A 14924-nucleotide genomic window follows, 5' to 3' on the forward strand; every position below is an offset into this window, starting at 1 on the left:
TCAAAACTTGGTTTGATCACCTGACTATACTTCTACGATTGCTCTAGCTTCACGACATGACAGATTTTGCTCAATTGTTAACAGAGCGCTCTGAGACGATTACCAATCAGTGGATTGAAGCCGTGAGTAGCGATCGGCAGATTCAATCGACTGAAAACCTTTCTCGAACTGCCATTCGCGATCACATTCCGCACGTACTCAAGGCCTTGGCCACTGTATTGTCTCACAAACAAGACAGCGACATCGCGACCATTGCTCAAGCGAGTCTACAGCACGGCACCTTGCGCGCCGAACAAGGATTTGATCCAGCCGAAATTACGCGAGAGTATCATCTTCTGCGCTCCACAATATTGAGTACCTTGCGAACGGACCTGCTACAGGGTACGCCAGAAGAACTGTTTCGAGCCATGTCGTTGATTAATGCAGTCGTTGATACGGCGATCGCCCAATGCTTCAAAAGCTACATGCAAGAGCGCTTGCGAGAACTAGAACAGCTTCAAAATCAACTAACCCTAACTAATCAAGAATTAAATCGGTTGATTCGAGCCAGTCAAGAAAATCTGGCTATGTTGGCCCATGAACTGAAAACGCCGCTGAACTCAATTATTGGCTACTCTGACTTATTTTTGCGGCAACAGCGCCAGTCAGAAATGCGAGATACAGTTGCCAGTTTAGAGCACATCGAGCGAGTGTTGCGGAACGGTCGTAAACTGTTGCGTTTAATTAACGATGTGCTGGAACTGTCTCGCTGCGATGCAGGTAGGATGACGCTGCAACTTGCTGAGACAGATGTAGATGCAATCATTGCATCTGTCCTGGAAACTGTGCATCCCCTAGCTGATTCGCGTGGGTTAGAGCTTGTGATGGACTGCAACTTGGCACCCAAACAAGTGACTGTTGATTCGCTGCGACTACAACAAATTCTCACCAACCTAGTGAGCAACGCGATTCGCTACACTGTTACAGGTAGCGTAACTATCTATGCTCGCTCGATTGGCTCTAGTGAGTGGGAAGTTTCGGTAACAGACACAGGTATTGGCATTCCTCCTGATGATCAAACTCGCATCTTTGATCCATTCGTACAACTGCGTTCTTCAGAATCTCTGGTTGCATCAGACGGCACAGGATTGGGCTTGGCGATCGTTGCTCGGTTGGTGAACCTAATGCAAGGTAGGATTAGCCTAACATCTCAAGTTGGCATTGGCACCACGGTCACTGTTGTCTTACCCATTGAAGTACGGCAACCAGAAGACGCAACTGCCTCAACGGTATAGTAATACCTGAAGTTAAGATTGTGACTACTTGCTCTATATCCGCGCTCTGTGTCCACAAATTGAGGAAAAATCCTCGCCCATGTTGATAGAGGGATTGAGGGTGAGGGTTGCTGATCTGGAATTAGACAGTCCCAGGTCAAGTCCTGTCATCAGCTTTCAGACACTAATGTTCGTATTAATGTGAAGGCTCTAGATTCCGTTTTTTGTTATCAAAATTTTTGTTGTCAAAGTATATACCCTCAGCTAGAGACTAGCTGAGGGCAGCTTTCGATATAGAGTTTGGGCTATAGGGGGTTCAATGTATTACTACTTACTTTATCTGTATTTTGCTTCTATTCCATCAAGAAATCATGAAGCAAGCTAGAAAAAGAGTAAAATCTACCACAAGATGGATGGACTACAATCGATTTTCTCCCTATAGCGTCTTAAAAAGATTGTAACCACAGCAATTGAATGCTCCCTACATCCCCGCTTTGACTGGGACGTTTGCCGTGCAATAGATTCGTTCAACCACTTGAGCCAAGCGCTGCATAGCCGTAGCAAGCTCCTCATCCGTGGCAGTGAGGCTAATGCGCAAGCACTGACGAGTGTGGTCCCAGTCCTCCTGCAATCCGGGGAAAAAAGCACTACCCGGAACCGGAATTACCCCGACTTGCTTCAAACTCTGATACAACTCCCAGTCAGTAATGGGCAACTCGTCTAGCCACAGCCAAGCAAAAATTGCGCCTTCGCCCCGGTGGAGATACCAGGGTAAATCTGTGGGCATGGCAGCCTCCAGAGCGGTTTCCAGAACGGTGAACTTAGCTTGGTAATAAAGGCGAATCACTTGCGTGGAAATGTCCGCTAACGCACCCGATCGAATAGCTCGAGCGGCGATCGCTTGTCCATAGCGGGACGAGTGAATGCACAGATTGGTCTGAAAAGCCTCCAGCACTTGAATGATTCGTTCATCGCCAATGGCAATTCCTAAGCGTTCACCGGGCAATCCCGCTTTCGATAAGCTCATGCAATGGACGATATTGCTGCCAAACACGGGCGTCATTGGGGTAAAATTGAGGGCTGGGAACGGCGGAGCGTAGGCTGAATCCACTAGCACGGGTACGTTGTAGCGATTAGACAGCGCGGTGATTTGCTTCACCTCTTCATCTGATACCACATTTCCCGTGGGATTGCAGGGACGAGAAAACAGCACAAATCCAGTCGATTCATTCACCTCCAACTGGCTGAAGTCGGGACGATACTTAAAACGGTGTTGAGTTTCATTGCGATCGATCGTTGGTTTATAGGCTTTCAGTGCTTCAGCAATCAGGGTTACGCCGCCATAGCCTGTATAGTCGGGGCTGAGAGGCAAAACAATTTGCTTCAACCTGCCTTCTGCGGTGTAGCCTCCCAGCGCATTGGCTGCAAAAAAGTAAAGCGCTTGGCTGCCGGCTGTAATCAGCACATTGCGATCGGTTAGATTCAAACCATAGCGCTGATTAAAATCGGCTGCCACGGCTGCAATCAACGGCTGATAACCCTGACTCGACCCATAGCGACACACCACTTCGCCGTATTCAGGGCTGGCCAATAACTCTGCTGTACACTCTCGCCACAGTCGCTCTACTTCCGGCAAAATTACCGGATTGCCCGCACTCAAATTAATGAAATCCTGCCCGTGACCAGATCGGAGCGTTTCAATGATGTCCTTCATGATCGCCCGCACTCCAGTTAGGTGGGTCATGCGATCGCCAAATTGAGTTAGAGCCGGGTTCATAGGAGGGTTGAGGGTTGAGAATTAAGAGTTGAGGGATGGGCCATCATGCCATGAAAAAAGCATAGAGGATAAACGGGAAAATGTAGGGAACTATTATCTACGGGTTATTTACGGGGGTGTTTTTGGGCTTGGCTAGAAACGCTGATTCGATCGCTTAACTGGCGCAAATTTCTAGCTAGGTCAGGATCGGTCTCCTTCTGTTGCGAAATTTTCTCGCAGCTATACATTACCGTAGTGTGATCCTTACCGCCAAAAACTTCACCAATTTTGGGCAAACTTAAATCTGTATGTTGCCGCATGAGATACATCCCGATCTGCCGTGCCACGCTGATTTCGCGCCGCCGAGAACTGCCCTTGAGGTCTTCGATTGACACACCATAGACTTCAGTGATCGCCTTGAGTACCGTATCAGGAGAAGCCTCTACCTGATCGCTAGGAGGATTCAAGACGGGGGCAATATTTTCTACCGTCATGGGTAGACCCGAAATTGAGGTATAGGCCACAGCGCGAATCAGGGCCCCTTCTAGCTCACGGATATTCGAGGTGTAACCATTGGCAATATATTCAATCACCTCGCGCGGCAGGCGCATATTCTCGTATTCGGCTTTCTTTTGCAAAATGGCCATTCGGGTTTCCAAGTCCGGTGGCTGAATATCGGCAATCAACCCCATCGAGAAGCGAGAGCAAAGCCGTTCTTGTAAGCGAGGAATGTGATTTGGAGGACGATCGGACGCCAGCACTACCTGTTTTCCTGCTTCATGTAACGTATTGAACGTGTGGAAAAATTCTTCCTGTGTATACTCCTTTCCTTCAATGAACTGAATATCGTCCACTAGTAGTACATCCACCGCGCGGTAATGTTCCCGAAAGCTCTGCATACTGTCTTTGCGAATGGCTGAAATCAGATCATTGGTGAACTGCTCAGTCGAGACGTAAAAGATCTTGGAATTGGCGTCAATTTCTAAGCGATAGTGCCCGATCGCCTGCATCAGATGAGTTTTGCCCAACCCCACTCCGCCACAGAGAAACAAAGGATTGAATTCACGTCCGGGTGATTCGGCTACGGCCAACGAAGCAGCATGGGCCATGCGGTTATTTGCCCCTACCACGAACCGTGAAAACACATATTTGGGATTCAGTTCCGTCTGTCTCAGCTTTTGCAGACTCGCTTGACCTACAGGTGGCACTTCCGCAGGCAATGGCCACAGCATCTCATTGCCCTCTGAGGAACCACCTACTTCGGTTTCTGGTTTCACCGTAATTTGAATTTCTACAGCATGACCCAGAATCTCCTGCGTGACCTCGGCGATCGTTTTGACATAGTACTTTTGCAGCCAGTTACGGGCAAATGGATTGGGGGTGCAAATGACGAGACAATGGTCGTCTAAGCGCTCAGCAGCGGCCGGTTTAATCCAGGTTTCGAAGGTAGGACGACTCAGTTGAAGCTCTAACCGCTCCAACACCTGATTCCAGAGATTTTCCAGGGTCATGTCCACTACTCACCTCGATCCCGAATTGTCACAGGGTAGACTCAACTTACAACTAGTAACCAGCCCAACAAGGAAACCGCTAGGGATAGCGGCGAGATCAAGCGGTGGTCAACGCAAGATGAATGTGCTGAACGTTGCTTTTTCTTAACACCGTCGATTTCTCAGCCATTTACTTCTAAGAACTGGCCAAGAAGTTTACTCTAGATGTTGCGTATAGAATGCCATATAAATTTCAATCTGGTTATTTTCTCCGAACAAAGTAATTGGAGAAATATTAAATGAAAGGTTAAGTACTGAAGGACAAAGGATAGAGGGGAAATCAAGAGACAAAACTTCGAGGCTAGACAGGCAGTTCCAGCCGTTGTTTCCGTTAGCCGTTAGCTCTGACTAGCCTTCATCCGTTAGCCCTTGCCCTCAGCCCTAATCTACTCGTTCAAGTTGCCACAGAATCTGGTTGCCTTCTCGACGCACCCGCGAGACAACCCAATTTCGCCAAACCCAGTTATCACCACGACTGGTAACAGCGCTGGCATTGACATCCATTAAATCGGCCAGTTCGGAACTGGTAATGAGGTATCCTTGGCGAGCAATTTCGTCTGCCATGTGCAGGGTTTCCACCAAATTTCGGAGTTGCGTTACCCTGACTTCGCGTGGCAAATCTGATGCGTCAGCGATGGAAGAAGCGGTGGAGTCTATCATGGCTGAACTAGAGGCGATGAGTGCATGGCGATCGTGATTACCTTCGTCAGAGGATTGTATCGCCTTCGACTGAATTCCGTCAGTGGCGTGGGTATCTTTTTCTAGAACTGATTCTGAACCGGAAGTGTTTGGCATGGAAGCAGACCCCGCTGTCACCCAATGGAGGTGCTGATGCAAGGCTGGAGTTTGCCCAAGTGCAAAAGCGCGGGCAATTGCATCACAGCGATCGTTACCTACGTCTCCGGAGTGCCCTCTGACATATTCCCAGGTTGGAACAATGCCACTAGCACGTAGTTGATTCATCAAACTATCCAGGGTTTGCCAAAGGTCTTGGTTAAGAACGGGTTTACCAGTCGAAGTCTTCCAAGCCTTGCTTTTCCAGTTTTTTATCCACTGGGTGACGCCATTTTTGACGTATTCGCTGTCGGTATAGAGGGTAACAGGTTCTGTCTGATTCGCCTGGCAGAGAAATTCAAGGGCGGCGATCGCCGCTTGCATCTCCATACGGTTATTAGTGGTTTGATGGGCGGCTCCTCCAAGTTCGTGAATCGAGCCATCCCTGAAATAAACAACCGTTCCCCAGCCGCCGGGTCCGGGATTGCCAGAACACGCGCCATCGGTATAGATTTTGTGGATTGAGCGATTCGTCATGCAATTATGTTCACTGAGTTACGTTCGTTTGAACCTCCTGAACTATTAACTATGGCTTAAAGTTGGCAAAGATCACTAGCTGATTGACTGACCCAACTGGATTCCCCTCACCCTCAATCCCTCTTTCATAGCCGGAGAATGATATTGAAACCCCCTCCATCATTTCGATTCCCCTGTTCCCCGATGGGAGCAGGAGTTGGGGGATGAGGGGGGACAGAGTTAGGTCCAGTACAAAATTTGTGCTTGAGGGAAGCGCCGATCGATCTCGCGCTCAAAGAATTGACGTAGCGCTTTCATCGTGCTGGAATCGTACACATACTTAATACCGCCGAACTTGTTGCGCTTAACACTGCGCTGGGTTTCGTCCATATCCAGCTTACTGTTGGGATACCACTGGTTTAGCACGTCCTTAGAACCGGGCGTAAAGCGATGAGAAATCAACTCCACGGTTAAGTCACAATCAAAGTCGATTGCCTGACTCACCTCATCTAGCAATTCCGTGTAGTGGGTTTGCCAATGTTCGATCGCCATAATGGGTGCGATTACAAGTCCGATCGGATAGCCACCTCCTCCTTGCTGACGGGGCAACCCCAGCTTTCGTAAGGCTTGTAGGCGCTGGGGAACAGAGGCAGTGCCGCCTTCTAGTTGCTTAGAGATAACCGCAGCATTGACGCTAACTCGGCAGCGCGTGTGTCCATTGTGCGGCAAGTCTAATAATTCATCTACCTGATCAAACTTGGAGACCCAACGCAAGTAACCCTCTTTGCGAGTTCCGAAATAGCGAACACACTCAGCCAAACTGCCGGTCAGATGCTCAATACCCAATGGATCAGTGTAGCAACTGACTTCAAATGAGGTGGGCTGTCCCGATCGCTCATAGTTTGCTAAGTTTGCCAACGTCTGTGGTAGATTGGCAAACACCCGAATGACAGGTGGGCCTTGCAAGCTACCTGCTAAATAACAGTATTGACAGTGGGCTGGGCAACCTTCCGCCACATGAAACTGCCAATCTGCCGAAGGGGGAATGGGGCTAAGTTTGAAACTGCTCGGAGGAGCCGTCACGACTGCCAACGTGCGCTTGGAAATCCTGTAAGTCTCACGTTCAGTTTCGCCACGTAGCCCCGTCAAACGATTGCGCGGCAACTCTTCAATCGGCAAATTCAATGATCGCACTCGCGACAAGATCTGTTGTCCCCACGGCTCATCGAGTGCGGCTGGCGTTACTACAACGCGCTCTGGCATCCACAACCGCGTTTTGCGAGTGTTAGCTTCTGTTACCCGATCACTTACGTGAGTATTCGGTTGTATTGGTAATGAAGAAGTCGTTTCAGATCTAGTTTGGGATTTAACTACTGAATCAGTTGTGGAGTCTGTTGAAAGGGTGGGTGGGGTAAACACAACATTCCGAACTCATGCTTCAGTTCTCATTGTGGCGTGAAGTTCGATCGCAAATAGTCCTTCTATAGAGCGGGTTCTACTCTATCATTAGTAGCGTTATTGCGATCGGGTAACCTCGGCTTTCGTGGGGCGGTTTTCATTATTTGTCTTATCTTGCCTGCTATGTACCTCATTTGTATGCTGCTCTATATTGCGACGTTCTTGATTGCAGCGTTCTTGTCATCCTTCTAATTTTGTGACGCTTTACGATACCGTTTCATGTTCAATCGCCGCCTCCACTTCTTTCCCCACAGACTCTTTTACAGCTTCCTGAGCGTCGGGGGTCACTTGGCTGAGGATTTGAAGTAGAGCTTTAGACACTTCATCTGCATGATCGATTACCATCAAATGTCCTCCGCGATCGATACGATAATCAGGTTTAGCAGATCCCATCAACAGCAATCGATCGGAGGTACCGTGAATTCGCACCAAGTTTTGCAGCATATTGCGGTTTTGCCACGTGATAATTTTGTCGATCGCCCATTTCAAAAACTGCTCATCAGTGCGTTGCAAAATTTCAGCTAGCTGCTGTTTTTCTTCACGAGTTTTAACGCCAAAAAACCAATAAGTAATGAAATTGGCACGTTTCAGGAGCCATGCAGGGACCAGTTTATGTAGACATAACATGCCAGCCAGCCTAAAATACCAGGGAATTTCGTCGCGGTTCGTGATGCTGGAAATCAAGATTACTTTAGCAGTTGGAATACGGTTCGCAATTTCGATCGCCACGATGCCACCAAACGAGAGACCCACCAGTGTTGGTTCATCTGACTGGATCTGCTCAATTAGCCGCCCAGCATAATCCTGTAAGGATTCTCCAGCTAAGGGAGGCAACCACTTTACATGCACTTGTTGATACCCTTGCAAGTTTAGAAACTGAAAAACACTGGAATCGGCTCCAAGTCCACTGATAAAGTAAATTTCCTTCTGAGTCATCGTCTCCTTGTTTAGAATGTCAAGCTCGTTTAGAATGTTGCCATTCACGTCACTCCATGCCTCGATAAACGTCCTCTGCTACTCGTTTTAGCCGTCGCAACTGAGCTTGCATATCTTGCTTAGTCCAGTTGAGTGCAAAGGTATTGAATCCGTAGCGCACCAGCGGGTTTGGAATCTCAAACTCAAACCGATTGAGCAATGTTGTGCCTTTATTGTTCGGTTGGCATTCCCAGCGATCGCGCCCTTTGAAAAACCCATCAAATTGCCAGACAATTAATCCTGGTTCTCGCTCCACTACTGTGCTTTTGAGAGATGGTTGTAGCACTGGAATCTGAATAATAAACCGGCTCTTACCACCTTTATCGGTATTCCATTCCCCAATCGGATCACAGCGTAAAGCTGGATTCAACCAACGATGCATCAAAGCTCGATCGGTGATACATTGCTCAACCGCCGTAGCGCTAGCATTAATTTGAATGGTTTGCTCAAAAATTTGAGGGGTCATTCGATCTCGCTACAATCAATCAACAATCAATAAGAAGTATGAAGATTCCAGTTCTAATTGCATTCTAAATGCAAATGACAGAACTTGCTGTCGCGCTAGGATGGAAACAGTCGATCGCAACAGGCATCAAACTGGAGTTTTTGTATGCGTCCCTTAACTTGGCTAGGAGTGGCGCTTGCCGCTTCATTTGGATTGAATTCAATTCTCTGGACACCTGCGTGGACAAATGACCCGTCTGCCCATGCAGCCGAGGTGCGAGGACAAATTTATTTCACCCGTCCGCCTGCGTTGGTAGGAGCTATCACAACCCACAACGCCGTATTTTTTCGCCATCCAAGTTATTACTTTACACTAGAGGTGCCGACCGATGCTGGAGAACCATTGGGACAAGTTGTAATCCAACAACAAGACGGAGGAACAGCCGCCCGCCGAGTGCGCTATCGTCTAGACGCCACTCAAGCCTTTCTGGGGACGCAAGGCAATCGCGGCGACGCCTTAGCCTTGAGTGAAACTCGCTTCGATCGCGATAACCAAACTGTTACGGTTCGTTTTGATCCGCCTGTGCCGCCTGGCAACACCGTCACCATCCGGCTGAGACCGGAGCGCAATCCCCGCTTGGGCGGGGTGTATTTATTTGGCGTGACAGCCTACCCTGCCGGTGAAACACCCTATGGGCAGTTTTTAGGCTATGGGCGTTTCAATATTTATGAGCGTGACTACTTGCCGTTTCCATTTTTCTAAAAAGCTTGACAAAAACTGGGCAAAAATTAGTTGCGTCACTTTTGTTTCCTCATGTTTCCTCATGTTTCCTCACATGTAGTTCACTGCTGTTTAAAGCTCTGCCCGGATCGTGAAGCTGTAGTCTCCGCCCGGTTCAAGTTGATAGTCGCAACGCTCTAGAAATCGGGTCAGCGGTTCTTTGATGAGGGCACGACCAAGGGACGGTTCAACGGTTAGCTTTCCTTGTTTAAACCGCCATTGAAATTGCCACTCATAATCACCTGCCCGCACGTCTCCTTCAATCTTGCCCTGTTGCCAAGATTGGTATGTGATGCGGACATAGGCTACCGTTTCAGGCAGACGCTTAGAATTCACGATCGATCTTCCCAATTTTGCGCTTCACTGGGCAAGCCCCAGGCTCAAGCACCCACAACACCAAACCTTTGGGCACTCTCGTTAAAACTACCGTACTTCCGCGTTGATACATGAGCAACGCTTTTCGGTGGGCCGCTTCCAGGGTTGAGAAAAATTTAACATAGACGTAAAACTGATCATCGTAGCAAATGGCACTCGTCGATCGAGATTCATCGGGTAGCATGACTCGGACGCGATCGACCGCTTTCTGAGCAAAGATAGGAATTGAGGTGGCTGCTAGTTGCTGCTGGCCCATACTAGAAACATGAATCATGCTAGTGGTTTGTACGCTGACTTTGTGCTGATATTAATAGGACAGTGGCTCTCGAATTTAACATTGGCGCTGGTGCTTCTTCCTCAGAACTGTTGCGGATTTTGAGCGTTGCGGGTGCTTGAATGACAAGTAATGTTGCCGTCATGCTTGGCGTTGGACGCGAAGAGAGCCACGGTAAACCCAATCCAATGGTTCAAGGAGGAACGGTTTGGTTCATGAATCAGCAATAAGGGGAGCAAGGCAGCGAATCGCAAAATTCCAGAGAGGACAAATACTCCCCAAAAACCCGCCTGATGCCAATACTGTACCAAGTAGCCCCCTACCGTTGCTCCTAGTGCACTGGTTAATCCCACAACGGCCGCCACTATAGCGAAGTAAGTAGCCTGATTTTGGGTGGGTGTCACGCCAATTTGTAAGTTGTTTGTGCAGAGATCGATCGCTGCTAATGTGCCGCCCATCAGCACATGCAGTAACGGTAACCACAACCAATTTGACAGGCTATTGGCGCTGGGAATTAGCCACAGCAGCGGTGTTATCCCTACAAGCAGTCCAACGCTGAGTAAAATCACCCGATTGCCCACGCGATCAGACAACTTGCCCCACACCATCAGCATGAATAAATTTGCACCCGCCGTCAGACTGTTATAGAGCGTTACTTGGCTCATATCCAATGCCAGCCGATCGAGCATGTAAAGATTGAAAAACGGTGCACTCAAGTTTAGCGCAAACATGGATAGGCTGAAGTAGAGCAAAAACAGAAGAAAGTTCGGGCTAATGCCCCCCTGCCATCTTGTTGGCGTGGTTTTGCTGACCTTTGTCGAGGAGGGCAATTGGTTTTGCGGAGGGACATCGGCAATGAACTGTTGAAAGCCTAAGCTAATTAGACCGAAGCCAATGCCCACACCCAGTACGACACCATACCCTTGAACGGTTCCCCCAAACCCGTTTGCAACTGCATAGCCTAACAAGGGCAGACTAAGCAAGTTTGCCAAATTGGCAGCACTGTTACGCAACCCAAAGTAGCGCCCTCGCAGTTGGCGCGGCACGAGCATCGCCATCCAACTCAGCCACGGAGCACTGCCCATCGCCCCCAACACACAGCTAGCCAGCGCAACCATTAGGGTGAGTGAAATCAACTGTTGGTTGAGATCCAGCGGCGCGATCGGTTGCCAAGTGAGCCAAAAAATCGCTGCGACCAGAACTAGCCACAGCAACCGCGAAATGCCGTAAATCCAAAAGCAAAACCACCGACGGCTAGAAACTTGCTCTGACCAGTAGGCTCCGATCGGTTGAATTAGATTGGCAATCATGGGAATGGATGCCAGTAGCCCAATTTGCGACGGACTAGCCCCCAACTGCATAAGAAACCCCGTCAGCAGTACGCCGCCTGTCACATTTGAAAAGACGGTGGCAAATACCCCATCGATGGTCGAAGCTTTCAGGCTAGCGCGAAGGGCATCTTTTGCTGGGTGGAGGGTCAGAGTAGACAGCCGTCGAGCATTGGTGGTGTTCCTATTCGGGAGCAGATGCGCCAACTCAGAACTAGGGACGCTAGAAATCGCCGCATTTAATTCGAGCCGATCGAGTTCTGCTAGTTCTGCCACAGAGTTTGTGATGTTAACAGGAATAGACACAGTCGCAACCTCTGCTGCTACGGTGGATGGAGACAATTCAAGGGAAACAGAATCCACGTATCACCTCATCGAGCATAAGAAACATGGGTAGAGTTTCCAAGGAACACAGATCTGGATGAAATACGCCGTTTATCTAGCGTTGTTGCCATGAAAGGACGAAATTGAGCACTGCTCAACTCCGCTAGTATTGACAATCTCTCGATCCCTTCGTTTTTAAGGGTTTCGAGTGACGAACCCTACGGACTATTAATGTTCATGCAACCCTCAACGATACAGCCCTGCTGGTGAGTCCGTTTCTGCAACGGATTGTGGTTTAAAGAAGGCCACCGCCAGCGGCGGCAAGGATAGCTCGATCGAAAATTCGCGATCGTGACAGGGAATGGATTCAGCATTCACGCCACCATAATTCCCCACTCCACTGCCGCCATACTCAGTCGCATCGCTGTTGAGTAGCTCTTGCCAAAATCCGCTGATGGGCACACCCACACGATAGTGATGGCGTGGAATAGGGGTAAAGTTACAGACAACCAATACCACGGCTTCCGGGTGTCGGCCCAAGCGTAGAATGCTGAAAACGCTGTTCTCAACGTCGTTGCAATCAATCCATTCAAACCCAACTGGTTCACAATCTAGTTCATGAAGCGCAGGCTCATGGCGGTACAACGCATTTAGGTCAGACACCCAGCGGTGCAATCCGGCATGAAACGGTTCTTGTAATAGATGCCAGTCCAAGCTTTTGTCGTGGTTCCATTCCGCCCACTGACCAAACTCGCCGCCCATAAACAGTAGCTTTTTGCCTGCCTGAGCATACATATAGCCATAGAGCGATCGCAAATTGGCAAACTTCTGCCAATAGTCGCCTGGCATTTTGTTGATCAACGACCCTTTGCCATGTACCACTTCATCATGAGACAGCGGCAACACAAAGTTTTCGTGAAAGGCATAGAGCAGACGGAAGGTAATTTGGTTGTGATGATGTTTGCGATAAATCGGATCATAGGCAAAGTAGTGCAGCGTATCGTGCATCCAACCCATGTCCCACTTCATACCAAAGCCTAGACCACCAACATAAAGTGGGCGCGACACTAAGGCAAATGAGGTCGATTCTTCCGCGATCGTCTGTACATCAGGGAAATTAGCATAGACCGCTTCATTGAACCGTCGCAGAAACGAAATAGCTTCTAAGTTTTCATTACCACCGTGCTGATTAGGAATCCATTCGCCATCACGACGGGAATAATCGAGATACAGCATTGACGCCACGGCATCTACGCGCAGACCATCAATGTGACACTTATCTAACCAGAAGAAGGCACTGCTAATTAAAAAGCTGCGCACCTCATGGCGACCATAATTGAAGATAAAACTGCCCCAATCGGGATGAAACCCCTGACGTGGATCAGCATGTTCATACAGACTGGTGCCATCAAAATAGGCAAGCGCATATTGATCAACCGGGAAGTGCGACGGAACCCAGTCTAGAATCACACCGATCTGATGTTGATGCAGGTAATCAACCAAATACTGAAAATCTTGTAGCGTTCCAAAGCGGCTAGTGGGAGCAAAATATCCTGTAGTTTGATAACCCCACGATCCATAAAATGGATGCTCGGTGATTGGTAATAGTTCGACGTGCGTAAAGCCAGTTTGCTGAACATATGCTGCTAATTTCGGAGCCAGTTCTCGATAGGAGAGCGATCGATCACCCGCTTCAGGAACATGCATCCACGATCCTAAGTGCACTTCGTAGATAGCGATTGGCGCATCAAGGGCGTTGTGCTGTTGCCGGGTCTGCATCCAGTTGGCATCATTCCAGTCATATGCTGCTTCCCAAACCACTGAAGCGGTTCTGGGAGGCACTTCATAGGCCAATGCCATTGGATCAGCCTTCTCAACCTCATAGCCGTTGTGTTGCGAGACCACGTGATATTTGTAGATTGCACCATGGCTAACCCCCGCCACAAACCCTTCCCAAATGCCAGATCCCCCTCTTAGGGTTAGCGGGTGGCTATCTCGATTCCACTCATTGAAATCCCCTTTGACAGATACATAAGCCGCATTGGGGGCCCAAACCGCAAAATACGTGCCCTTTACACCATTTTGATGCATCGGATGAGCACCCAACTTTTCATATAGGTGAAAATGCGAACCCTCATTGAATAGATAGAGATCGTCTTCAGTGAGTCGAGTGGTTTGAGCTTGCGGGTTAGGATAAATGACTGTCATAGTTAGAGATTAGAGATTGGGGATTAGGGGTTGGTTCGCGATCGTCCATTTGTTAGAAAGACATTCGATCGCTTAGAAGGGTCACAGGCTGGCAACTGAACCGCCATCGACGCGCCAGTTGGCTCCAAGAACAAAGCTCGATCGCTCGGAGCACAAAAATCCAATCACATCAGCCACTTCTTCAGGGCGACCGCGCCGTTGCAACTCTAGAGTGGGGCGATTGTTCTGCAAGAACTGCTCGATCGCTTGATCAAACGGAATACCTTCTTGGTCAGCTTGTGTTTTCATCATGGCGTCGGTCATGGGAGTTGCGATGAAGGCCGGCGAGACGGAATTCACTAACACACCATCTTTGGCATACGCTTTCGATAGCCCTTTGGCAAGGTTGAGAATGGCAGCTTTACAAGCGCAATAGGGCAATTCTTCCGGATAGGGTTGCAAAGCATCTTCAGAACTAACCAAAACAATCCGCCCCCAACCGGCCGATCGCATCAGTGGCAAAAACGCCCGACAAGTGCGCACAGCTGCCATGAGATCGACCTCGATCGTTTCTTGCCATTCCTGATCGCTGATTTCCAGAAAATCTCCGGTGGCTCCGGTAATACCAGCCGCATGAACCAAAATATGTACAGTTCCAAAGCGATCGAGGATCTGCTGTTTAGCCGCTTCTACCTGTTCTCGCTGAGTCAGATCTGCTTGAACCGCTATAACCTCACCGAGGGATTGAATTTTTTCAGTTGTGCGGGTCAAAGCATCTGATGTTTTATCAATTAGCGCCACCTTGGCACCTTCTCGTACCAAGCGTTCGGCTGTGGCTTTACCAATTCCAGAGTCACCGCCGGTAATGACTGCTACTTTGTTGGTTAGACCGAGATCCATAAATTAACTATTCTTCATACATCATTCAT

Annotated in this window: 13 protein-coding genes; 2 read left to right on the forward strand and 11 right to left on the reverse strand. The window is 48.9% G+C overall.

Annotated elements, in window-relative coordinates:
• Nucleotides 1–56 precede the first annotated feature (56 nt).
• Entirely contained in the window at nt 57–1274 is a 1218-nt protein-coding gene (locus OXH18_RS09890) for a sensor histidine kinase (protein WP_268612511.1), read from the forward strand.
• A gap of 460 nt (nt 1275–1734) precedes the next feature.
• Here the strand turns inward: OXH18_RS09890 and OXH18_RS09895 are convergent, their stop codons facing one another.
• The 6 genes from OXH18_RS09895 to OXH18_RS09920 all read right to left on the reverse strand — a co-directional run bounded on the left by OXH18_RS09895 (nt 1735) and on the right by OXH18_RS09920 (nt 8748).
• On the reverse strand, nt 1735–3030 hold the full coding sequence (locus OXH18_RS09895; RefSeq protein ID WP_268612513.1) for a valine--pyruvate transaminase: 1296 nt from the start codon (nt 3028–3030) through the stop codon (nt 1735–1737).
• Between the two features lie 104 nt (nt 3031–3134).
• Nucleotides 3135–4520 (reverse strand): chromosomal replication initiator protein DnaA, encoded by a 1386-nt coding sequence (gene dnaA / locus OXH18_RS09900; protein ID WP_390904358.1) that lies wholly within the window; start codon nt 4518–4520, stop codon nt 3135–3137.
• Between the two features lie 420 nt (nt 4521–4940).
• Entirely contained in the window at nt 4941–5870 is a 930-nt protein-coding gene (rnhA, locus tag OXH18_RS09905) for a ribonuclease HI (RefSeq protein WP_268612515.1), read from the reverse strand.
• Between the two features lie 219 nt (nt 5871–6089).
• On the reverse strand, nt 6090–7112 hold the full coding sequence (locus tag OXH18_RS09910) for a spore photoproduct lyase family protein (RefSeq protein ID WP_268612517.1): 1023 nt from the start codon (nt 7110–7112) through the stop codon (nt 6090–6092).
• A 399-nt stretch (nt 7113–7511) separates the two neighbouring features.
• Nucleotides 7512–8243: an alpha/beta fold hydrolase gene (locus OXH18_RS09915; protein ID WP_268612518.1), complete on the reverse strand. Its 732-nt coding sequence runs from the start codon at nt 8241–8243 to the stop codon at nt 7512–7514.
• Between the two features lie 49 nt (nt 8244–8292).
• Nucleotides 8293–8748: an SRPBCC family protein gene (locus tag OXH18_RS09920; RefSeq protein WP_268612520.1), complete on the reverse strand. Its 456-nt coding sequence runs from the start codon at nt 8746–8748 to the stop codon at nt 8293–8295.
• A gap of 144 nt (nt 8749–8892) precedes the next feature.
• Here OXH18_RS09920 and OXH18_RS09925 point away from each other — a divergent pair, with 144 nt between their 5' ends.
• Nucleotides 8893–9489 carry a DUF2808 domain-containing protein gene (locus OXH18_RS09925; protein WP_268612521.1) on the forward strand — a complete coding sequence of 199 codons (597 nt, stop codon included), beginning with the start codon at nt 8893–8895 and terminating at the stop codon, nt 9487–9489.
• Between the two features lie 90 nt (nt 9490–9579).
• Here OXH18_RS09925 and OXH18_RS09930 read toward each other — a convergent pair whose 3' ends face one another.
• The 5 genes from OXH18_RS09930 to OXH18_RS09950 all read right to left on the reverse strand — a co-directional run bounded on the left by OXH18_RS09930 (nt 9580) and on the right by OXH18_RS09950 (nt 14895).
• Nucleotides 9580–9843 (reverse strand): DUF3146 family protein, encoded by a 264-nt coding sequence (locus OXH18_RS09930; protein ID WP_268612523.1) that lies wholly within the window; start codon nt 9841–9843, stop codon nt 9580–9582.
• A complete protein-coding gene (locus OXH18_RS09935) occupies nt 9833–10156 on the reverse strand; it encodes a hypothetical protein (protein WP_268612525.1) in 324 nt (107 codons plus the stop codon). The genes OXH18_RS09930 and OXH18_RS09935 overlap by 11 nt, the downstream gene beginning before the upstream one ends.
• 83 nt (nt 10157–10239) lie before the next feature.
• Nucleotides 10240–11847, reverse strand: coding sequence for an MFS transporter (locus OXH18_RS09940; protein ID WP_268612527.1), 1608 nt, complete (start codon nt 11845–11847; stop codon nt 10240–10242).
• 207 nt (nt 11848–12054) lie between these two features.
• Entirely contained in the window at nt 12055–14016 is a 1962-nt protein-coding gene (gene glgB / locus OXH18_RS09945) for a 1,4-alpha-glucan branching protein GlgB (protein WP_268612529.1), read from the reverse strand.
• 81 nt (nt 14017–14097) lie between these two features.
• Entirely contained in the window at nt 14098–14895 is a 798-nt protein-coding gene (locus OXH18_RS09950; protein WP_268612530.1) for an SDR family NAD(P)-dependent oxidoreductase, read from the reverse strand.
• Nucleotides 14896–14924 lie beyond the last annotated feature (29 nt).

It is taken from the genome of Thermocoleostomius sinensis A174 (assembly GCF_026802175.1).
GTDB lineage: Bacteria > Cyanobacteriota > Cyanobacteriia > Elainellales > Elainellaceae > Thermocoleostomius > Thermocoleostomius sinensis.

Coding starts and splice junctions, on each gene's coding strand:
- rnhA (WP_268612515.1), bottom strand. CDS start 5,870: ATGACGAATCGCTCAATCCACAAAATCTATACCGATGGCGCGTGTTCT.
- OXH18_RS09915 (WP_268612518.1), bottom strand. CDS start 8,243: ATGACTCAGAAGGAAATTTACTTTATCAGTGGACTTGGAGCCGATTCC.
- OXH18_RS09950 (WP_268612530.1), bottom strand. CDS start 14,895: ATGGATCTCGGTCTAACCAACAAAGTAGCAGTCATTACCGGCGGTGAC.
- glgB (WP_268612529.1), bottom strand. CDS start 14,016: ATGACAGTCATTTATCCTAACCCGCAAGCTCAAACCACTCGACTCACT.
- dnaA (WP_390904358.1), bottom strand. CDS start 4,520: ATGACCCTGGAAAATCTCTGGAATCAGGTGTTGGAGCGGTTAGAGCTT.
- OXH18_RS09910 (WP_268612517.1), bottom strand. CDS start 7,112: ATGCCAGAGCGCGTTGTAGTAACGCCAGCCGCACTCGATGAGCCGTGG.
- OXH18_RS09925 (WP_268612521.1), top strand. CDS start 8,893: ATGCGTCCCTTAACTTGGCTAGGAGTGGCGCTTGCCGCTTCATTTGGA.
- OXH18_RS09890 (WP_268612511.1), top strand. CDS start 57: ATGACAGATTTTGCTCAATTGTTAACAGAGCGCTCTGAGACGATTACC.
- OXH18_RS09920 (WP_268612520.1), bottom strand. CDS start 8,748: ATGACCCCTCAAATTTTTGAGCAAACCATTCAAATTAATGCTAGCGCT.
- OXH18_RS09935 (WP_268612525.1), bottom strand. CDS start 10,156: ATGATTCATGTTTCTAGTATGGGCCAGCAGCAACTAGCAGCCACCTCA.
- OXH18_RS09895 (WP_268612513.1), bottom strand. CDS start 3,030: ATGAACCCGGCTCTAACTCAATTTGGCGATCGCATGACCCACCTAACT.